Below are 22,732 nucleotides of genomic sequence, written 5' to 3'. Positions count from 1 at the left end.
ATCAACTGAAACATTTATTCTTAAATTACTAGTCAAGTGGATCGAATGTACTACCGGCCCAACCAACTGTTGGAAGAATTTTATTACCAAAACTTACAAAGTCATTATGAAAAGTGTAGAAGTAATGATATTCTGGTATGTTGTATGGTAAATAAGTTGTATTTGTTATAACAACATTTTTAAAATACTTGGTATAAGTTGCTTTATCGTTAACATTTAATGTTTCTCTGAACAGTGTTGTACCTCCAGGAACCGTTGGATCTTCTAATACTTTTTTATCTTTTTGATCTGATCCTACTGGAGGATTTACCAATTGGACTTCCAGCTTAGACATATTTCCTGTTAACAAATGCATGGTACGAGATCTCCTCAAATCTGAATTTCGTTTATTTTCGAAAGCGAATTCTATTTGTCTTTCATTAAGAATTAAGTTACGCAATTGGGGGGTACTTCCCGCCAATGCGAGTCCGTAATCTGAATCACCTGCTACTACTCCTGCTCTCACACGAATCTGTCTCACTAAATCTTTTGCGCCCCCGATATTCCCTGTTTCATTCATACAATCGGCATAATTTAACATGATTTCTGCAAATCTAAGCTCAATCCAATCCATACCACTTCCACCACCAATAGAACTATTATAAACAGAGGCACTTGCTGTTAAAGTAGGCGTAGAAAAACGCTTAACATATACAGAAACTCCACTGCTTTCCCCAACCGCAAGGTTGTAAGTCCACTGTTTCCTATTTGTGTTTCCGCTTAAAGGATATACTGATCCATTTGTAGCAAAAGTAGCTTCAAATCTTGGGTCTCTATTTTGCCAGAACATTGTCGCATCATAAGGAAAGGCCGTAGATGTATTTAATGGTTTTCCATCTCTCATTGGATATGCATCTAACATTTTCGTTGTAGGCATAAAATAAGTATTTGGAAAGCTAGGACTTCCACCTTCGGAGGTTGGCCTAACACGCTGTTCAGTCCCATTCCCTCGATTGGGTATTGTGCTTGAATAGGTTCTTACAAGAATTGCTTCAGTATTGCTTGTACCTTCTACACGAAAAACATCCAAATAATTTGGCATTAATTTTTTTCCTGCCGAAACACACATATCATAAGCTTCCTTATTTGCTGTCAGAGCATCAGTCCATCTTGATGCTTGGTAAGGGTGTTTTGGGTCATTTAGTGGATTAAATTGTGGACTTGCCCAGTATAATAGCACCTTAGCTTTCAAACAGGTTGCTATCAATTTAGTCATTTTACCTCTTCCATCTGCATCACCAGGATTAAAGCCCTCTAAAAGAATTATTGCATTATTCAAATCACTTAATATTGCTGCAAAACATTCTTTAGCCGGTCTTCTACCCTCATCGTAAATAGTATCAGCTCCTTGTGGTGTTAACGGCAGCGGAACACCACCATAAACTTTTACTAATTCAAAATAGGTTATTGCTCTTAGCGCATAATATTGCCCAAGCAATTCATTTTTTTTAGGCGTAAGCATTTTGCTCCCTGGTAGATTGGCAATAGCATCGTTACATCTTGCAATGTCCCAATATTTATTATTTCCTGGGTTACCTCCATATGTGTTACCAACATACCGTACATCGTTATTTCCCAATACTCCCTGTAGTCCAAGTGTAGCTTTTGCATTGGCATCCCCATCTGGGAAATAATTTTCATCGCTTGCATAATGCACACCATAACGGTCTGGAACGAGCTGTAATGGAAATTGATACATTGCTACATCGTACACCCTGTTAAGGTGTAGCTGTACAGAACCATCATTATCCCATATGGCCTGATCGATACCACCTGTATCTGGTAGTAAGAAAAATTCATCTTTATTTACACAAGCGGGCAAAAGTGCAGCTAAAGTTAAAATGGCTACTGCCTTTTTTATATTATTTTTTATTTGATTAATCATTTCTCAAAAATTATAAGTTAACACTCAAACCTAAAGATATTGTTCTCAACATTGGATAATCCCATGCACTTGAAGTATATGGGTCTTTGTAAGGTAAAGGATTTACGATTGTCCAAAGATTATTTCCTGTTAGTAGTATTCTAGCACCGCCGATACCAAGTTTATTAGCAAATGCAGTAGGTGCTTTATAGCTCAAAGTCATGGTGTTTATACGGATCATCGTTCCGTCAACTGCCCAAAAATCAGAGTTTATTCCTAGTGATGGATCATCAAATCTAGGATATTTACCTTCCATTGGATTATCTAGTGTCCAACGATCTGTCCAGATTTCTAATGTATTTCTAGTTTTAGATGGAGCTGTTCTTGCCCTGCTATCATAGAAAATTTTACCACCAAATCTTGCATTGATGTTGGTGTTCAAACTAAAATTTTTGTACGTTAAATTTAGTGAGATACCCGAAGACAAAAATGCATTGGTATTGTTATATAAGGGAGCTAAATCGCTATCAGATATCACCCCATCTTGATTGGTGTCTTCGTAATATAACCAGCCAGCTTGTGGGATTTTATCATAGATCCTGTAGTTAGGATATTTCGCCATCCAAGCATCAACTTCGCCTTGAGTTCTAAACATACCAAGGTTAGTTAAACCATAATTACTTGAGCTATATTTACGTGGGTCAGTTCCGAACAATTGTAAGTTAGGAAACGTATTGTTAATCAAGTTTCCAGCAGTATAAAGAACCCTGTCTGTTACTGAGTTACCGTAAGAGAAGTTCATGCTTGCACTAAGGTTCCAGTCTTTTGCAAGCTTAGCTTTATAGCCAATACTGAACTCAGATCCCCAGTTATAAAGTTGTCGGTAGTTTAACACTGGTGCCTGCGTACCGAAATATTGTGGATATTGATTATTAGCTCCTAATTCGAAACCATCATAAGTATAGTTTTGGAAAGCTTCAATACTTATATCTAACTTGTTGTTAAACATAGAAGTTTCCAAACCAACGTTGATGGTTCTTTTCTTTTCCCATGTAATATCAGGATTAGCCAAACGAGAACGGTTTAAACTGTTTCCATTCGAAGTTCCATAAACATATCCATTGGTTACATCAATCTGAAATCTATCTTGCCACAAACGAACGCCAACCCTATCGTCTCCCGTAATACCCACATTTGCTTTTAATTTCAAGAAATTAATAAAGCCCAATGCGCTGCTGTTTTTAAAGAAATCTTCCTGACTCACTACCCATCCAACTCCAATATTTGGCGATACACCCCAACGGTTACCTAATGCGAAGTTAGACGATGCATCAATACGGGCAATCCCCTCAACCAAGTATTTTTTATTAAAATCATAACTAAAACGGGCGAATCCAGAACGTTTAGAAACTGCTGTTTGATCTAAGTTTGATGCTACGAGCGTATTAATATCATAAGCAAAGTACTGATCTACACCGGGAATAAGTTGATTTGTATAACGAACAGTTGAATTTTGTGTATTACCTTCACTTTGCTCAACACCAGCTAAGACATTAAAAGTGTGTTTTCCAATCGTTTTATTGTATTGAAGTGTTAGAAAAAATTGATAGCTACTATTATCAGTTAAGCCTGGTGTAAAAGTAGAATTCGCTGCACTTGTTGGCTGAAATGTAGGTGCAGTTGCCGTAGGTAATTGATTGGTGAACAATTCCTGATTATTACCTCTTTTAACAAAATTGTATAGCGTAAAAGGTGGTATATATTGTGTGTTCTTTGACGATCCACTTGACTGCGAAACTTGGCCTCGAATTACAAGCCCTTTCAAGAAAGTTGGTTCGTAAGTTAATGAAGCATTAATTCTGTATGACTTATTTGAACCATTGTTGTAATAACCAGACTCAGAAATGGCTAGTGGGTTAAGATTTGCGGCAGAAACACCGGGAACGGTATAATTTACGTATTTTCCATCTATACTGATTGGAACCCATCTTGGAATAGTTATAAGTCTTTCAAAAAAGGGTGCGTCATTATCTTGCGCATTGTGATGTAATTCTTTCGTTCCATAATCAACGTTAAAATTAACATCTGCTTTTAAGCCGTTGGCAACTGTTGCAACTACACCACTTCTGAATGAATATTTATTAAATTTCATTCCCGCATAGTTTCCATTTTCACCCTGATAACTTCCTCCTGCGAAAAAGGTAATTTTATCACTTCCGCCAGAAATACCTATATTATGTCTTTGGGTGGTTGCTGGTTGCCATACTTCATCATACCAGCTTTTATAATCTAGCGTTTTGATATAATCTAAATCTTCAGGGGCAAAGTATTCCGATGCAGCAGCACCTTGAGAACGGAATGTATCATTTAACAATAATGCATGATCATATCCAGATAACATTTTTGGCACTTTAATCGCATCAGAAATACCTAGATATCCATTATAAGTTATACTTGGCTTACCTACCCTTCCTTTTTTTGTTGTTACTAGAATAACCCCTTTAGCTCCAGCAGCACCATAAATTGCAGCAGAAGCATCTTTTAAAAAGGTTAGATTCTCAATCATGGAAGCATCTATATTATCGAAAGCCTCTCTTGTTACGGTAATATTGTCTACCACATAGAGCGGTTCATCTGTAGTACCAGCAGCTGCAGTGGTGGTTGTAGAGTTCCTGATGTTGAAAGTAATGGGCGAACCTGGACGACCTGAGGTTTGACTTACACCAACACCGGCAATTCTATTTCGCATGGCACCAGCTAAATTCGGAGCTGGAACGTCCTGAATTTCAGCACCAGTGATTGTAGCAACTGAGCCGAGAATTTCAGATTTTTTCTTAACGCCATAACCTATAACCACTACATCGTCTAATGCGGTATTGTCTTCTACAAAATTTACAGTGATGTTTGTTTTTCCTGCCAAAGGCACTACCTGTCGTACAAATCCAATGAATGAAAAAACAAGGGCATCAGTTGCAGGATCGGCTACTAATGCAAACTCACCTTTATCATTGGTGCTTACATTATTGGTTTTACCCCGTATCCCTACGGTCACTCCAGGAACGGGCTGGCCATCCTTTTTATCAACAACCTTACCAGTAACTTGTCGTTGCTGTGCAAACAACGAAGTACTGATAATTGTCATGAGCACTAATACCCAAGATAATTTGCGTAAAAATTTTAAGTTCATATTTATTATTTGGTTAGTTTTTTTGATGCATTTTCATTAGCCATTCATCAATTGCAGCTATTTTAAAAATTGTTTTGGATACTCTTACCCTATCGTGATTTATTAAATATCTTTTTTGATGGCGATAATGATATAATATAAGAGTCGAATTGTTGAGCATAAAATACCGTGTAGGTATTATTTGCTAAAATTAAATAAGAGTTTTGATGAAGATGGCTCATTTCTTTTTAGTTACTCGATCTTTTATATTGGTTAGAAAGTATATTAATACCTTAAATTATAATCAAAAAGAAATAAATCATTAACGAATGCGATAATTACTATACTTTATTACCACGAATAAAAATGTTAATAATCTATATTATTTAATCAGTTTAACGGCAATACAATATAGAAATAAAATTCATATATAAATGAAACATTCTTAAATAAAAAAATAAAATAATTTATTCAAAAACTTTATAACTGTTTATTGATTGGGATTATTTGATTGTGCTTTGGCTTTCCGTCTTTTCTCCCACTCTATTCCTTCTTTTTTTAAATCGTAGCCCGCTGCAGATAAATAGTTATTTATTCTTCCCTTATATTTACCAAACCAAGCATGTTTCTTATCTGATGATTCCGCATCCATAGCATGCTCGCGAGCTTCGGTTAACCAAACTAAGATTTGCTTTTTCTGATCCTCTGTTAAAGTTAACACCTCTTCTTGGTAAGCCTTATAGGTAATTGGTAGAACATTGTATGTCATACCGTTCTTCACCAAATCAACCTGATCTGTAGTTAGGTGGGCAGAAAGCTTACTAATATATTTTTTATGAAGTTTATTTAGAGATGTTTCAACTATACGATTTTCTTTGGCAATTGCAGAATCTCTTTCTACTTTATTGTCCTTATTCTTTTCCTTGATATCCTTAACGGTTAAATCGCGAGCAGCATAAATATCATTTAAATTACTGTATTGATCTCGAATGATGTTCCTTACCTTTTCCGATTTTTTAGGTTCATTGATTCCTAAATTCACCACAATCTTATCTGCCCGTTCCGTAATGGCTTTTACGTATTTAACTTTCTCTTCGGCAGTCATTTTTTGAGCAAAAGTTGTGGCAACACTTGAGAACGTTAACAACAAAGCTAAAATTGATAATTTCATGATCTTGTTTTTTATATTGAGTTTCTTATTGGAGATTGCTTATATCAGCCTTAATAAATTGATATTCTCCTGTAAATAAGTTGCGAATTTATAGCGTTTGAAGATAATAAAATAGGATGGAATTTATTCTTTTTGAGCTTCTCATATTTTCATCAATAAACAAAAAATTCATATAGAAATAATTTGCCGGTTTATAATTTGGTTATCGCCCAAGAGGGCATATACAAAACTCTACAAAGAAAAACACTAATTACTAATACTTTTTATCAAATTTATATAGGATATTATCCTATAACCGCTTAACTTTAGGCCTGTTGCTTGTAGGATTTGGCAACCGACTCTAACCAAATATCAATAATTACAATGAAACCTCATTTTCATAAAGTTCCGATTACGCTACAAAGTTCCTTTAGTATTCGACACGATATAAATCCAGATTTTGGGAATATTTGGCACTATCATCCAGAGCTAGAACTTCACTATGTAATAAAAGGAGAAGGTGTTCGATTTATAGGCGATAACATTAGCAATTTCGTACCCGATGAAATGGTTTTATTGGGAGAAAATCTTCCGCATACTTGGCGATGTAAGGATGAATATTTCCAGAACAACCCTGATTTAAATACCGAAGCCATGGTGATTCATTTTCTGCCAGATTGCTTAGGGAAATATATGCTTACACTACCAGAGGCTTATCTAATTCCGAAATTGTTCGAAAAAGCCAAAAGTGGAATGGTTATCAGCGGAAAAGCGAAAGATAAACTTATTGATTTAATGCGAGCTGCTATTGATGCTACAAATCTCGATCGCATCATTATTCTCCTTTCGATTTTGAAAACACTGGCCGAAACTGATGAATATGCTACAATAGTAACCAGTAAAAATACTTTCTATCAATCTAACGAATCGGAAACATTAAGGATAAATAAGATTTGCAACTACACTTTAAGCAATTACAAAAATGATATTACCTTGGAGGAAGTTGCCTCGCTGAGTAATTTGAGCGTTACCTCTTTCTGCAGGTATTTTAAACTCATGACTAAGAAAACTTTTTACGACTTTTTAATCGAAATTAGGGTTAGTCATGCTTGTAGATTTCTGATAGAAAATAAGTTACCTACAGAAATGATTTGCTTTGATTGTGGTTTTAATAATGTATCTAACTTTTACAGGCACTTTAAAAAGGTAACAGGAATGACGCCGCTGGATTACAAAAGGAAGTATTTGAATTAGCTTCATCAACTTACGAAGTTTTGTTGGACTAAGCATTGGCAAAATTTCTTAAGTTTTTTTTTTGCGGGTTCTAAATATAAACTGACGAAGTCTTTCAGCGCTTTGGCCTTTGATGATCATCAACTTACGAAGTTTTGTTGGACTGAGCATTGGGGAAATTTCTTAAGTTTTTTTTTGTGGGTTCTAAATATAAACTGACGAAGTCTTTCAGCGCTTTGGCCTTTGAGACTTCGTAAGTTATGCCAAACTAAATAAACACCTGAATATTTAGATCGCTCCTTAAAACAGTATAATCACCATATAATTTCTCCACTTCTTTAACTATGCTTGGCGTAAAGGAGCCGACATTTCTTCTCGTAAAAGTGGAAATATTCAAGCCCCTTTTTTGTAAAAAATATTTTGATACTATCGGATAAACGTTATGCATCACATCCATGTTATCAATTAAAAATTTTTGAACGGCATTTACTTCTATAACCAAACTTTCATCATTGTAATGATCACAAAGCCAAACAATTAATTCTGGAAAATAATTTCCCTGAATGCAGGACAAACCTGCTGATCCAGCTTTGAGCGACTCGACCGCGTGAACAATATAGGCGTCGTATAAGCCAAAAGCATTTCCATCGGTAAGCCTCAATTTTTCTTTAATTTGCCCCAAGTCTAATGAGGTATCCTTATGGTAAATAACTCTTCCAGTTGCAACGAAATCTGCTAATTGTGCTGGTTTTAAAACCCGTTTGTAAGGAACAGGACACTCATAAAAACCTATCGGGATATCTTCAGTTTGGTTCAACAAATCAAAAACACGCTCATTAAATACATTGTCTGCCTCATCTTCATCCGTTAGCAAACTCGTAATGGCGATAACCGCCTCTACCCCACAATCGCTTACTTGTTTAACAAAATCTGCCTGTTTGCTTATTGGTCCGCCGAAAGTGCCTGTAGCTACAACTGGCACAGCACCATCAACCACTTTTATGACATATTTTATGGCTTGAATACGTTCCTTATTAGTTAGTTCGAACATTTCGCTCGAAAGGCAATTCGCAAATAAACCTGAGGAGCCAGCTTGTAAATAAATCTCGGTGAGTTGTGTAAGTGCCCGATAATCTATTTCACCATTGTTTAAAAAGGGCGTAAGCATAACCGGGATGAACCCTTTTTGTGAGTTTTCCATTTTATTTGATAGGGTAAATTATTTCTTAAATATTTTTTAGATAAGATTTTGGTAATCTTAATTTGCTGTCTCTACTTTTCTGTTTTTAACTTTGGTGATGAAAATTCCAGTTAAGAATATGGTTAATGTACCCACCACGATAATCATATTTTTATGTAGTGGATTTCTAAAAGCTTCATATTCTGGCGGAAGAAGTGAAGAAAATGTCATCCAAATAATTACTACAATACCAATAATGGTTGCAATAATTGCTTCGTGATTTTTGGTTTGCCTACTCACAATTCCGAGTAAGAATAAACCGAGCATTCCTGCTGCGAAAATCCCCGAAAGCTCCCACCAAAGATCCAAAATGCTTTTCACGCCAATCATGGCAATTCCGGCAACCATTCCCAATAAGCCGAAACCTATTGTTGCAATATGTAAAAGCGACAAATTCTGTTTATCGGTAACATCCGGCTTGATATATCGCTTGTAAATATCAACTGAAAAAACCGTAGCCGATGCATTCATTCCAGAACTGATGGTGCTCATGGCCGCAGATAGAATTGCAGAAACAATTAAACCAACCAAACCAATGGGAATCTTTGTCACCATAAAATGAGGCATTATTTTATCTCCGTAATCTGCTGGCTGTAAGGCATTTTGCATTTTCAAAACCTCTGCTTCTGTGGCTCCCAAAGGCAACCTTTCTGCCGCAACCTGATGTTTAATGGAAGCGACCAATTCTGGGTGAACATCATAATAAGCGTACAAACAAGATCCTATAATAAAAAATAGTAGTGATGCTGGAATATACAACCAAACACAAAGCCAAATTGACCTAGATGCCGCTTTACTTGAAGATGCGGTATGGTATCTCTGGATGTAGTTTTGATCCATCCCAAAATTATTCAGGTTGATAAAAAACCCATAAAGCAATACTACCCAAAATGAAGATCCCACAAAATCGAGCTTAAAACTTCCTAAGCTAAATTTATCTGCAGACTTACCAATTTCTACGATTTTTGAAACGCCTCCCGGCATATTCGTAACAATTAAATACAGGATAAGTAAGGCACCCAGTGTTTTAACCACGGCCTGCACAACTTCAGTCCATATTACCGCTTCAATTCCGCCCAAAACCGTATAAATGATAATACAGACTCCCATTACCACCATAATCATTTGCATGGAATAGCCAGTTAAAGCCTGCAAGCTTAGCGCAATACCGAAAAAGATAGAGCCCATTCTGGCCAATTGTGTAAGCAAAAAACAGATCACTGCATACACCCTTGCCCAAGCACCAAAACGTTTTTCTAAATGCGTATAGGCCGATATTTCACCTGTATTTCTGTAAAATGGAACAAAATATTTCGATGCCACCCATGCGGCTAAAGGCATAGAAATGCTGAAAACAAAAGCGTTCCAATTGCTACCAAATGCCTTGCCCGGAACACCCAAAAAAGTATTGCTGCTTAAAAATGTTGCATAAATAGATAAACCTATCGCCCATCCAGGGATAAGGCCCGAAGCCTTTGTAAATTGCTCGGAATTTTTATTTTTCCTAGAAAAATAAAAACCAACTAATATCATTCCAATAAGGTAAATGAAGATTATTGCAAGATCAATTACAGGAAGACCTTTCATTACTTATTGGCTCGTTTATTAATTTGGTTAAAACAAATATGCATGTCTAAATATCAGTATTAATATAAGATTTTGGCTACATCTTATACCATCTTATCTTATTGAACATCCAACGCATCGATAGCCAAACCTTTAGCTTCCGTGGCCACTAACCTAACCCTGTAACTTCCAGCATTTATCATGCTGCCCGTATTGGTATTTAGGTAATTCCATTTGCCTGTTTTGGTTGGCGCAAACTCTGCTTGCTCAGTTTTCATTAAGGTTCCATCTGCCGATAAAAACTCAATTTTACCTTTGAGTGTTTGCTCAAAAGGATTATGGTATTTAATGGTAAGTGAATAGGCATCAGCAACGCCAACCCCAATATTCCACTCTAAAACATCGCCACTATTTTCTTTAAAAATTACTCGTTGTTTACCCAATAGATCTTCTTTTACAATATGATCGCCTTTTAAAATCGCATCGGTAGCTTTGTAGCTAGTTACGGTTTTCAAATCGTAGGCTGGCTCTAAATTACTCGGTGGAATTACCGCAACCAAAGCAATTCCTGCTCTTAAAATCACTTGATCGTTCTTTTTAAAACGTTTCCTAAAAACATTGTACTTCTCCCCTGCGCTATTTTCTATTTGCGTCATGGTATCTTCAAAGTCATTAGGTTTTTCGACTCCTTGGTTTAAGGCAATAAAAACATCGGCCTCTACATTTACATTGAATTTCAATTCGACATCTGTGCCATTTTTAGGCGACTGAATCCATTCGGCACCATATAAATTTGGAGGAAGATTAGTAAATTCCTGCGTTTCATTGGCAAATTGTTTATCGCCAATATCTAACCAACTTTTCGCCCATGATTGTTTTCCACCAAAAAGGCTAATGATTGAATTATTTTGATCACCAACCTTTAAATCCTGATCTAAACTTGCTACTGCAATTGCCGAAATCACGGCCTGACCTACTTTAATCTGCGGAAAAGAAACAACGAGTTGTCCAGCTTTAGCATAAACTTTTATCGTTTTTTTCAAAACCTTATTTGTACCAGCTTCTTTCCAAATATCTAAATCCTTAATTACAGTAAGATGATTAATCGCAACATCAAACAAACGCATTTTTTCAGCATTCATCCCTCCACCAATTCCTATCCAAGGCTCAATAAAGTACATTTCAACTAAGTATTCACCATCCTTAGAAATTGGGAAATTAAATTTCAATTGATCTCTACCATATCTAAATGTTTGAAATAACTTCCAATCTTCAGTTCCACTTATTGGACTAAAAGTTCGCCGTTGACTAGCAAAAAAAGCTGGGACACCTGGAAAAGCATCCGTCCACGAGCTTGATCCATAATGATTTTTATTGGAATCTAATTGTTGATCGGCATTCCAGATTTCCCCAAAATGATCAGTATATGCTGGTCCGCCACAGTTTAAGCGGTAAATGTAATTGTAGTTGGGTTGAGGCTTAGAAACATTGAGATCAGAACCATATAACTTTTTAAAATTAGGCGATTGAGGAAGCGAATTTAAAATAATCTGATCTTTCGCAACCACTTTTCCATTTACATAAGCAACGGCATAAAGCAAGTTGTATTTAATATTTGGCTTATCCCATTGGAAATGCGTTCCAATTGCGCCACGTTTTTGTTTACCTAAAGATTGTCCATCAATATCGTTAAACAGCTCTACTTCATCACAATTGGAATAAACTACGATACTATCTTTTATGCCCGGTTTATTCCAACGATTTGGCCAAGTATGCGAAACAATATAAACCATTGGCTCGGCAGTTTTTGGCGCATAATTTGCCCTAAACATATAAAAAACATCCGTTGGTTCTTCCCAAGGGGTAAACATGCCTTTATAATTTACAGGCCCAATCCTATCTAAATCTCTCAAACCCTCGCCACCTTGAACACGACCTGGATTATCATGCGAACTATACAACCAGAAAAAATGACCAGCAGTTTTATCCTTTACCGTCTCTGCTAACCGAACTTTTGTTTCCATTAAATAGGTCATTTTGTTTTCGGTAAAACCCTTACCGTTTGCATCAACATTATGCAAATCGATAGTCCGCCACGCTCCATACTCTCCTACCAAAACCTGCCTTTGCAAATCCTCTCCGTAGGTTAGTGGATTGCCGCCATAAGTTCCGGTCCAATTTTGAGGTACGTCCCAATCTGTTCCCTTGCCACCGTTACAAGTGGTTACTTTCCTTTGTGATGATGCAGTAGGATCTAGTTTTCTAATCAGCTCTGTACATTCTTTCGCAAAATCCTCTGGCAAGGTACTTTCATTTTCCAAACCCCATAAAACCACCGCAGGGCTATTGCGTCTCTCTTTAACCCAATCGGTTAATAACGTTTTGAAGTTGTTTCTAAATTCTGGGGTATCGTACCAAATATGTGCGGCCATTTGGGTCCAGCATAAGATCCCTTCTTTATCCCAATAATCAGAATACAATAAATTATGAGGTTGGTGCGCATCGCGAAAAGCATTGAAACCTGCAGACTTAATTTGCCTTACCCTTGAAGAAACTTGCTCGTTTGTAAAGGCATGACTTTGCCCAATTAAATGTTCATATTCTGCGATACCATTGATAAAAACAGGCTTTCCATTCAATAGAAACACTTTTTGGTTTGCCTGCTCGCCGATTGGCCAACTTACCCAACGAATTCCATAAGGTGTTTTTACTTCATCGACTACTTTGCCATTCTCAATTATAGAAGATTTTAAAGTATAGAGATAAGGGCTTTCTAACGACCACAATTTCGGATTTAGTACTTCATCGGTTTTTTGTGAAACATTGATTTCCTTACCAACAGGAATATTCATTATTCGATTTAATTGCTTAATTATTTTTCCATCTGCTTGAAGCAATTGACTTAAAATCGTGATTGTTTTAGGCTTCGAACTGTAGTTTTTAACCGTGGTTTCAATGTTTAAAACAGCTGATTTCTCTGAAATCTTATTGTCATTCCAAACGTGAACCCCAAAAGGCTGTATTCTTGTTTCGTTGGTTACAATTAAATGAACCGGACGAAAAATCCCCATGGGCTGAGAACCCTCCGAGAAACCTCGCTCCGTAGAACAGCCACCATCTACCCAAGGTAAATCCTGAATATTTGCGGGATGATCTGCCCGAACTGCTAATATATTTATTTGATTTTTTAGTTTGATAACATTGGTTACATCTAAGGTAAAAGTTGTTCTTCCGCCTGCGTGATAACCAACTTGTTTTCCATTTAACCAAACGGTGGCGTATGAACCCACACCCTCAAAATATAGAAAAAACCGTTTTCCAGTTTTAAGTTCGTTACTTTTAAATGTGTGCCTATACCATGCGTAGCCATGTTTATTGCCATGAAGTTTTCTTTGATAACCCTCATATTGATCCCAATTGTGGGGAACAGTTACCTTTTTCCAAGAAGTTAAATTATATTTTCCGGCCTGAAAACCATCAAAAGCTTTATTGTTTTTCTCATCGGCGATGGTTACCCAATTTGCATTTAATGAAATATCTTTACGGATTTGAGCGTAAGTATTGGATATTAAAAACAGAAAAAAAATGATTAATAGTTTTTTTTTATCTTTCATAATGTTTAGCCCTGGTCATCATTGCAATTTCAAATCTCCATTCAATTTATAGCTTTCGCCAGCCTTTGTTTGGATTGAAATCACTAAATTTTTATAGTGAATCTTACAAATCCCCCCAACATTTGATTTTACATTTAGCGAGGTTAACACACCTTTATTCCAGCTCAAATCCAATTCAAAACCTCCTCGAGCTCTAAGTCCGCTAATTTTTCCGTCAGGAATTGTAGATGGTAAAGCTGGAAGAATATCGATATAACCTTGATGACTTTGAACGATCATTTCTGCAATACCTGCAGCCCCGCCAAAATTTCCATCAATTTGGAATGGTGGATGAGCATCAAACAAATTCACATAAGATCCTGCTCCGGTGCCAGCTGGTTTCAACAATAATTTGATCAGTTTCATGGCATGATCACCATCTTTAAACCTTGCCCAGAAATTAATTTTCCAAGCCAAACTCCAGCCTGTAGCATCATCACCACGATAAAGTAACGATTGCTTAGCGGCATTCATCATTTTCGAATCTTGATCCCAAGTAATATCATTTCCTGGAAAAACACCCCATAAATGCGAAACATGACGATGTTTGTTGGTCGTATCATCTTTATCTTCTAACCATTCTTGTAACTGACCATGCTTCCCTATTTGATTTGGCGCAACGTTTTTCTCTTTCTCCTCGAGCGATTTCCTAAAGCTTTCATCAACATTTAAAATTGCTGCCGCTTCAATACAATTCCTAAAAAGCGATCTAATCATTTGGTGATCCATGGTTGGTCCGGCTACCAAACCACCATTTTCTGGAGAATTTGATGGCGTACTAATTAACCAACCCGTTATAGGATCCTTAACCAAAAAATCTTCAAAAAATAATGCGGCTTGTTTCATTAATGGATAAGCTTCGTTTTTAAGAAAACTTTGGTCTTTGCTAAATTGGTAATGTTCCCACAAATGTTGACTTAACCAAGCTCCACCCGTAACCCAAATGCCATGGTTTGATGCATTGATTGGGGCAGTTCCGTTCCATAAATCGGTGTTGTGATGTAAAACCCAACCATTTGCATTATAATATTGTTTAGCGGTTTCGGTTCCACTTTTTGCCAAACCTTTAATCTTGCTAAATAAAGGCTCGTTTAATGCAGAAAGATTCAGGATTTCAGTTGGCCAATAATTCATTTCTAAATTAATATTTGTGGTGTATTTACTTCCCCAAGGCGGGGTTAATAAATCATTCCAAATCCCTTGTAAATTTGCGGGCTGAGTGCCAAGTCGCGAGCTTGAGATTAACAAATACCTGCCATATTGCATGTATAAGGCAGCAAAAGCAGCATCATTCGAAAAATCAAATTTATTTAATCTTTCATCTGTTGGGAGGTTTTCATTTACCGAATGTCCAAAATCTACCTTAAATTTATTGTAGTAAGATTGGTATTCTTGAAGATGATTTTTTCTGATTTCAGCATAACTTTTTCCTTTTAAACTACTCAACGCCTTAGTATTTGCCAATGCAGGATTTCCAGAAACATCGTCAGCATTGATAAAATTAGTACCTGCAGTTAAAAACAAAGTCACTTCATCGGCTTTGCTAATGCTTATCTTATTGTTTATAATTTTTATAGATCCATTTTTAACAATGGCGGCTAACCTACTTTCCCCTCTTAAAACGCCATTTTTTACTTGCACAACTAACGAGATTGTACTGTTTCCTAAGGTTTTAAGGATAGAACTTTGATGCAGACTCGAAAGTGCCGCATTAAAAGTTATCGAACCCGTTTTACTCGCCGTTAAATGAATAACAACTGCCTGATTTGGTTGGCTCGCAAAATAGGTTCTGGTAAAATTGATACCCTTGAGCGAATAAGTGGTTTTTACTGTAGCTGTGCTTAAATCTAGCGATCTTCGGTAATTACTTGTGCCGGCATGATTGAGGAACTGCAAATTTAAATCGCCAAAAGGCTGATAACTTGCTTGATATTGCGCAACGGCAGGCGGAGTGCTATTTTGAATTTTATATTTCCAAGGTTTAACCAATGAAATTCCCTGATCTACATTCGAACCTACCGGATAAATGCCAATTTTTTTCTTTACATCCTTATAGCCACCAATTCCGCCACGATCGTAATAATTAAGCACTTGAATGGCAATTACATTCTTTCCGGGTTTAATCAGTTTTGCAGAAATGGTATATTTTCTAGGTTCTGCACCATCAGTATTTCCAACCAATTCTCCATTAACGTAAGTAAAATCTTGGTCGAATACTTTATTGAGATCAAGAACCAAATATTTTCCAGTCCAGCTTTTGGGCACATCAAAAGTTGTTCTAAACCAAACTGCACCATCTAAATTAGGTAAACCAACGGTTTCCCATCCGTCGTAAGATGGAACATTCAATGTTTTCCAAAGCTTATCATCAAAATCTGCTAAGGCTGGGTTACCTTGAATACCTTTTCCGGCTTGCATTTCCTTAACCCAACTCGCACGATGGCCCGTTTCACTTTCCAAGCCCATAAACTCCTTTTGAGCCAATGCTTCTGCTTCCTTTTGCTTGCCCTCAAAGAGTAATTTTCTTATTTCTGGCAAATATTTGTAAGCGCCATTTTTATTATAATTTCTTGGTTTACCCGTCCAAAGTGTTTCTTCATTAAACTGGATTCGATCATTTTCTACACCCCCAAAAACCATCGCACCTAATCTTCCATTTCCAATTGGAAGCGCATCCGTCCACTTTTCTGCAGGTTTTTTGTACCATAGTGTTTGATTACTTTCTTGAGCTAAAACACAGAAAGAACAAGCTATGCAAATGATTATTATAAATGGAAATCTCAATACCATGTTTATTGTCCTTTATCGCCAGAAATAATAACGGGGCTCTCCGCCACCTCCTTTTCCCGCTTTACTGCCTCCTTTACATTTCGGAAATTGTTGTTCCCTAAAGAGATATTCTTTGTATCTGCACCACTCAATCTTAAATAGGTTGCCGTTTCCTTAACTGGATATGCATTGTATAAAAATACATCAGAAACATTATTCAAATCTACTATTGCCGAATTGGCATGAGGAGAATAACTTTTTAAGCCATCTACAATGAGTTGACTAACTTTTGTAGCCTTTAATGATGGCCCTAACTCTGTATTTACCTCAACGTTATGAAACTCAATTCTCTTAGCATTGCTAATGGAAAAGCCTGTTTTGGCTTCTAAATTAATATCATTAAAGGTGATATTTTCTATGGGCATTTCTTCCAATCCGTTTAAGTAAGCAGCTTGATTAACTTGGCCTGTAATATTACTAAAATGGATATTTCTAAACTTGGGCGTTCGTTCGGAGACAGGCTCAACATTTGTTTTTGCATATTGCATATCGAGCACAATAGCTTGATCCTTAATGTTTTTCATGATGATATTACTCACCCTAATTTCTTCTACCACTCCACCCCTGCCTCGTGCGGTTTTAATTCTAATGCCTCTATTAGTTCCATCGAAAACACAGTTTGATATGGTAATTTTACGAACATCGCCAGACATTTCACTGCCGATGACCACGCCGCCATGACCAGATAACATTGTACAATTCGTGATCACATAGTTTTCTGCTGGAATTGCCATTTTTCTACCGGGCGCATCCTTGCCAGATTTGATCGTAATACAATCATCGCCAACACTGATATGGCTATCAGAAATATGAACATTTTTACAGGATTCAGGATTTATGCCGTCTGTATTGGGCGAATGCGGATTATTAATAGTAATGGCGTGGATTTTTACGTTCTCGCAAAATTCGGGATTAACAGTCCAAAAGGGAGAATTGCGAATGGTAATGCCATCAATTAGAACATTTTTGCAAAACATGGGCTGTATAAACGGCGGACGAAGAAATCCCCTCTGCATTTGCTTTGGATCATCAGGAAGTGTAATGTCTTTATTCAATCCATCGAATAGGATTTGCCACTTCGATCTGGCTTGTCCCTCTTTGTAACCCTCTACAAAATCCCACCATTTTTTTCCGTGGCCATCAATAATTCCTCTACCAATAATCGCGATATTTTCGACCTTGTAAGCGTAAAATAGTGGCGAAAAACTAGTTACATCAACACCCTCGTAACGGCTTTTAACCATGGGCAAATAATCATCAAAATTATCACTAAAATGTAGTTCTGCACCAGCATCAATAAATATGGTAATATTGCTTTTGAAATGAATAGCACCAGTTAAATACTTTCCAGCAGGAAAATAAACTGTTCCACCTCCTGCTTTTGATGCAGCTTCAATAGCATTTTTTATGGCTGTTGTGGCCAATTTGCTGCTGTCGTTTTTGGCTCCATACTTTAAAACATTATAAAAAGATTGAGCATTCGACAAGAGAGCACTTCCTAAGAACAAACCAAGTAGAATTGAAAATTTTAAAGCTTGATTGAATTTTTTAAACATCATTAAATTATTTTATTCACTAGTCCATTGGAACTTTTATTGGTTTCATTTTATTTGATTGATAAATTTCTTTACCATCTACGAAAAGATGAAAACCTTTACCCTTGCTGTACTTTAATCCAGTCTTATCCCATAGTATTGTCAATACTTTTCCATGATAGGAAACATTATCGAGTATAAACCAATCCCACTGATTTTTAGGAATTAATGGATAAATTTCTAGGATGTTATCTTGTCGCGGCTTAAGTCCAATCAAATCGTTAATAATTAAATCGTTAAAGGTAGAGTGGTTATAAAAACTACTCCTTGGGTTATCGCCTTTTAACCATTCTCCAGTTTTTTCATCTTGATATTCGCCAATGTAAGGCTTTCCATTTTTAATATGCGATGCAGCATATTGATGCAATTCACTATAAAAAACCTTGGCATTCATTTTACCATGATTTTTGTAATTGGTAAGCAGGTTCGATAGTCCTTTTAAGGTTTGCGAACTCGCGAACGGCCAAAGTGCGCCATCCCATTCACAACTGTGCCCGGTGCCACGCGTTCTAAAAGTCGAATCTCTTCGCTCTGCGGTGGTTAAGCCCCACGGTGCCTTAAAACCTGCGGTGTCTAAAAGTTGATTCCAAGCTTTTGCGTAAATCGCTTTATCATCGGGTAGATTGAAGTCCCAAGGTGTAAAACCGATTGCCTCTCGCACATTTGCAGAACCACCTTTAGCTTTTCTGGTTTCAAAAAAAGACGATGAAGCATTCCACAAACTATCCTGAACCAGTTTTTTAATCGCCAAAGCCTTGATATTATATTTGGAGACTAAATCCTGATCATTAAATAATGTGGCAATTTTACTTAAAGCTACAGCGTTTCCATACATGTAACTGTTAATGGTTGGTCGTTGATTTTGGTCCTTTCTGGAGCCGCTAATCGATTCTTCCATGCCGTCCTTTACATCATTCTGCCAGAATAAACCATTTTTTAATTGTCTTTCCTTTTCCCATTTTTCATAATCCTTATCCAACGCTGGCAGAATTTCTTTTAGAAAAGCTTGATCAGGTTTAACCAGATAATTCTGATAAACGGCATCATCTACCCAACTGCTAAATTGATGGAAACGTTGCTTCGTTTGGCCAACATCGGCCTTGTAAAGCCAGAATTTAATATAGTCCTTTAAATAGCTATTGTCTTTTAGCCACCTGCCTTCATAAATATGATGCCCTAAAGCACAGCTGATGGAATTGTATTTACCAGCATGTTTAACGGGTTCGATAAATTCTGTAAAAATAAATCCCTCTGGTGTTTTAACGAGATGTTTTCTGTAAGTCCACCAGCGATAATAGTAATTTTGTTCTAAAACAGAATCAGGGCATTCGAAAAGTGGCGCTTGATCTGCCAGCCAATTAAAAGCTTCTGCATTTGGTATATAGTTTTTTACAGCTTCAGTATCTATCGAATTAAAATACTCCACATATTTTTTTAGTTTCTCTGTGCCTAAAATAGATTTCTGTTGCGCAAAGCCAAATGTTGCTATCGCTAACAAAGCTGCTGTTGCTAATATTTTTCTTGTGTTTATCATTATTCAAATAACCAATCTATATCTTTTCCACGACCATCCAAACCTGCATTAAATATTCTTAAATCCTGTTTATCACTAATAAAACCTAAAACTAAACACTCACCCTTTCCTAAATTCAAGGTGTGCGTACCAGCCGGGAACGAGTAAGCATGAACGTTTGCAGGCGGAAAACCATCTACAACAATTGCATTGGAAATCTTTATTTCAGACTGACCGTAATTGTTTGCGCTGGCATCATTTTCCAACTGCGGTGGCGCAAGGTACTTAGGATCTTTCTGGTTGAAGAAACCAACTAACAATTTTACAGGATACTGGGTGCTGAACTTAATTTCTGTTCCAGCTTTTAACTGTTTATCCTTAGCTAATTTAATTCCTTTTAAACCTATTAATTCTGTTGCAACTTCTTTAATTTGATTAGTTGTATCAGCAAAAACTGTTACATTTTTATCAATAATATATTTTCCAACCACATTTAAAACAGTTACCTCAGCAAGTTTATAAGACTTTATTTTCACTATTGCATCGCCCTTTATCGATTTCAAGGAATCTATGCTTCGCTTAAAATGGTTTAATTCTTTTGTAAACACAGGCAACATTTCTTTCCAGTGGATGAACGTTTTATCAACGCCACGCATCGGAATTTTTCTTTGTTTGGTTTGCATACTGTTGGCATACAAATAACTGCTTTCTGTTAACTTAACCAATTTGGCATAATGATCTACACTTTTCTGCAGAAAAGGGATGGCCTGCTCCAAATCTGAAACCTTATTAGAGTATTTGTAACGCAATATCCAAAGTGCCGATTTAACTTTTTCAGCATAGAAATTTGCCATTTCATCATAGCAATACATATCATTTTTAAGTCGGTTAAACTCCGCCGTATCCTTGGTTGCCTTTACCTCATTGATAGAAGCCAGTGCTTTTTTGCCATGATCTACAACTTCCTTGGCAATTTGTACAGGGGTTTCGCCAACATGGCCTTGCTTTTTCCGTTCCTTTTCGGCGTAATCTATAATCATTTCTCCCTCAGGGGCTTCCGATTCGTACATCAAGGTAAATACTCCATATCGGAAAGGGTTAATTAACTGCGTCATTAACATCCCTAAAGTAAGTGTTTGGCGATTGCCATCTGTAATTCCATACCTGCGCAAAAGTTTCGGTGAAATCTCACCCGATTCTTCATAGGCATTTAAAATTGCCTTACCATCAGTTAAACTGGATCCATATTTATCTGCAAGTTGCTTTCCCCAATAGTTAATTTCCTGTGATCGATCTCTTTGCGAATTCCAAGAATATCTCGCCCATTCCTTATACCAAATCCAATCGCGATCTACCTCTAACAATCTACCCTTTACATCATCTGCAGCATAAGGCCAATCCCAATAACTTGCTTGAGGGTATAAATGAAGTCCTTTTGCACCGTAAATTTTATTCATCGCCTGAACCGATTTCTGAATAAAATCTGCAGAGCCATATCTAAAAGGCTCTAAATTTGCTAAAATGTGTACGTTAGAAATATTTACCGTACCAATAGCAGCCAGTTTTCTGTTTAGCTCTGCCCAAGCTCCACGGGGAGCATAAGTGGTTAATGCTTCTCCATTAAATTTATTTTCGGTATAAAGATTTTTATACAAGGGCAAAGCAGCTTTCATCACCGCTGGTGCATCTGTATCGTGCGCTCTAAGCACAATTGGCGGCTCTTCTTTAATTCCTGCGGCTTTCAATCCATCTTTCACACCCGGAATAATCGTTTTGGTAAACCAATCAATATCATCTTGACCAACACCTTCCATCGCTTCGCCAAGGGCAACCATTAAACCAACGTTTGGATATTTCTCAACAAATGCAGCAATAGATTTCTTGGTATAATCAGCAATTAAAGGAATAATTGGACGGTTTCGATCTTGCGTTTTTAGTCCATGTTGATCTGCAAAAGGTTTAGGAATGATAATATTGTAAAACATCTGAATTACCCAAATTCCACGTTTATCAGCCTCGTGTGTTAAAAATTGGAATATCTCTTCGTTCTTTTTTAGTGTCGCATCATCTACCTCAACCGCGTAAGGATAATCTTTAAGTCTTAACAACGATGAAAATGGGTGGCCATTCCATAGATAAAGGGAATTGTAGCGATTTTCCACCATCATGTCCAAATACTTTATCCACAAAGCCTTATCATAAAGCCATGGAAAGGTTTCTGGTGTGTAAGGGTATTCGTAAACATCATGCCCAGGCAGATAATCGGGTTTTTGCAAGCCGATACAAGTTCCCCTTAAAACCATTTCTGGGTGATCCGTGATGGAAAGTTGAGTTGGAAGCGTTTTATTTTCAGCAATTTTATCTGTTAAGTCTATACAGCCATATAAGGCTCCAGAATTATCTGCACCTATTATATATAAGTTTCCATCCACATCGTAAGAAATAGAAAAGCCCTCTTTACCAGCACTAGATGCATTTTTTTTAATGGAAATGGGCAGTTGTGATGATAAGATTTTATCATTAACTGTTGCAATTACAATACCTTTGGTGCCTTTTGGCACTTTCTCATTATAATCAATAACAGTGAATTTAATTTGGTAACCGGCCTTTATTAAACTTTCCATTAAACGTTTAACTCCATAGCCAACACGTTGTCCACCCTGAGAAGAAACATAAATAATTTTAGTTTTCGGTACCAGATCTGCAGCCTTGGAAATTGTTATAGTTGAAAAAAACAGGAAAATATAAATCAGAAAATTTCTCATTCAATTGGGTTCTAACAACAAGCTTTTAAGATAGGCCTGTAAGAATATTTGGTTAAAATAATATTTAAATATAAAAATATTATTCAAATATAAGTAATATACAGTGTTGCGTTTGTAAA

11 protein-coding genes are annotated in these 22,732 nt (G+C 36.7%); 1 reads left to right on the top strand and 10 read right to left on the bottom strand.

What is annotated here, in order from left to right; all coding sequences use genetic code 11:
- Positions 1-28 precede the first annotated feature (28 nt).
- The 3 genes from EZ449_RS03995 to EZ449_RS03985 all read right to left on the bottom strand — a co-directional run bounded on the left by EZ449_RS03995 (position 29) and on the right by EZ449_RS03985 (position 6,240).
- A complete protein-coding gene (locus EZ449_RS03995; RefSeq protein ID WP_131556661.1) occupies positions 29-1,924 on the bottom strand; it encodes a RagB/SusD family nutrient uptake outer membrane protein in 1,896 nt (631 codons plus the stop codon).
- A gap of 10 nt (positions 1,925-1,934) precedes the next feature.
- A complete protein-coding gene (locus EZ449_RS03990; protein WP_131556660.1) occupies positions 1,935-5,090 on the bottom strand; it encodes a SusC/RagA family TonB-linked outer membrane protein in 3,156 nt (1,051 codons plus the stop codon).
- 469 nt (positions 5,091-5,559) lie between these two features.
- Positions 5,560-6,240, bottom strand: coding sequence for a DUF3826 domain-containing protein (locus EZ449_RS03985; RefSeq protein ID WP_131556659.1), 681 nt, complete (start codon positions 6,238-6,240; stop codon positions 5,560-5,562).
- A 363-nt stretch (positions 6,241-6,603) separates the two neighbouring features.
- Between EZ449_RS03985 and EZ449_RS03980 the strand changes: the two genes are divergently transcribed.
- Positions 6,604-7,473, top strand: coding sequence for an AraC family transcriptional regulator (locus EZ449_RS03980; RefSeq protein WP_131556658.1), 870 nt, complete (start codon positions 6,604-6,606; stop codon positions 7,471-7,473).
- A gap of 247 nt (positions 7,474-7,720) precedes the next feature.
- Here the strand turns inward: EZ449_RS03980 and EZ449_RS03975 are convergent, their stop codons facing one another.
- From EZ449_RS03975 to EZ449_RS03945, 7 genes are all read right to left on the bottom strand, one after another.
- Entirely contained in the window at positions 7,721-8,653 is a 933-nt protein-coding gene (locus tag EZ449_RS03975; protein ID WP_131556657.1) for a dihydrodipicolinate synthase family protein, read from the bottom strand.
- 57 nt (positions 8,654-8,710) lie between these two features.
- Complete coding sequence (locus EZ449_RS03970; protein WP_131556656.1) at positions 8,711-10,279, bottom strand: sodium:solute symporter; 1,569 nt, start codon at positions 10,277-10,279, stop codon at positions 8,711-8,713.
- Between the two features lie 98 nt (positions 10,280-10,377).
- A complete protein-coding gene (locus EZ449_RS03965) occupies positions 10,378-13,872 on the bottom strand; it encodes a malectin domain-containing carbohydrate-binding protein (RefSeq protein WP_131556655.1) in 3,495 nt (1,164 codons plus the stop codon).
- A gap of 18 nt (positions 13,873-13,890) precedes the next feature.
- Positions 13,891-16,701, bottom strand: a complete 2,811-nt coding sequence (locus EZ449_RS03960) for a glycoside hydrolase family 95 protein (RefSeq protein WP_131556654.1) — start codon at positions 16,699-16,701, stop codon at positions 13,891-13,893.
- A 2-nt stretch (positions 16,702-16,703) separates the two neighbouring features.
- The gene (locus EZ449_RS03955; RefSeq protein WP_225872220.1) at positions 16,704-18,299 is read right to left on the bottom strand and encodes a glycoside hydrolase family 28 protein; all 1,596 of its coding nucleotides are present in this window, start codon (positions 18,297-18,299) and stop codon (positions 16,704-16,706) included.
- A gap of 16 nt (positions 18,300-18,315) precedes the next feature.
- Positions 18,316-19,869 carry an MGH1-like glycoside hydrolase domain-containing protein gene (locus tag EZ449_RS03950; protein WP_205942940.1) on the bottom strand — a complete coding sequence of 518 codons (1,554 nt, stop codon included), beginning with the start codon at positions 19,867-19,869 and terminating at the stop codon, positions 18,316-18,318.
- Positions 19,869-22,613, bottom strand: a complete 2,745-nt coding sequence (locus tag EZ449_RS03945; protein ID WP_131556653.1) for an alpha-d-galacturonidase — start codon at positions 22,611-22,613, stop codon at positions 19,869-19,871. The genes EZ449_RS03950 and EZ449_RS03945 overlap by 1 nt, the downstream gene beginning before the upstream one ends.
- Positions 22,614-22,732 lie beyond the last annotated feature (119 nt).

It is taken from the genome of Pedobacter frigidisoli, from assembly GCF_004331675.1.
Taxonomy (GTDB): Bacteria; Bacteroidota; Bacteroidia; order Sphingobacteriales; family Sphingobacteriaceae; genus Pedobacter; species Pedobacter frigidisoli.
This window is presented reverse-complemented; position numbering and strand designations above follow the sequence as displayed.

Coding starts and splice junctions, on each gene's coding strand:
- EZ449_RS03980 (WP_131556658.1), top strand. CDS start 6,604: ATGAAACCTCATTTTCATAAAGTTCCGATTACGCTACAAAGTTCCTTT.
- EZ449_RS03960 (WP_131556654.1), bottom strand. CDS start 16,701: ATGGTATTGAGATTTCCATTTATAATAATCATTTGCATAGCTTGTTCT.
- EZ449_RS03965 (WP_131556655.1), bottom strand. CDS start 13,872: ATGAAAGATAAAAAAAAACTATTAATCATTTTTTTTCTGTTTTTAATA.
- EZ449_RS03955 (WP_225872220.1), bottom strand. CDS start 18,299: ATGATGTTTAAAAAATTCAATCAAGCTTTAAAATTTTCAATTCTACTT.
- EZ449_RS03985 (WP_131556659.1), bottom strand. CDS start 6,240: ATGAAATTATCAATTTTAGCTTTGTTGTTAACGTTCTCAAGTGTTGCC.
- EZ449_RS03970 (WP_131556656.1), bottom strand. CDS start 10,279: ATGAAAGGTCTTCCTGTAATTGATCTTGCAATAATCTTCATTTACCTT.
- EZ449_RS03950 (WP_205942940.1), bottom strand. CDS start 19,869: ATGATAAACACAAGAAAAATATTAGCAACAGCAGCTTTGTTAGCGATA.
- EZ449_RS03995 (WP_131556661.1), bottom strand. CDS start 1,924: ATGATTAATCAAATAAAAAATAATATAAAAAAGGCAGTAGCCATTTTA.
- EZ449_RS03975 (WP_131556657.1), bottom strand. CDS start 8,653: ATGGAAAACTCACAAAAAGGGTTCATCCCGGTTATGCTTACGCCCTTT.
- EZ449_RS03990 (WP_131556660.1), bottom strand. CDS start 5,090: ATGAACTTAAAATTTTTACGCAAATTATCTTGGGTATTAGTGCTCATG.
- EZ449_RS03945 (WP_131556653.1), bottom strand. CDS start 22,613: ATGAGAAATTTTCTGATTTATATTTTCCTGTTTTTTTCAACTATAACA.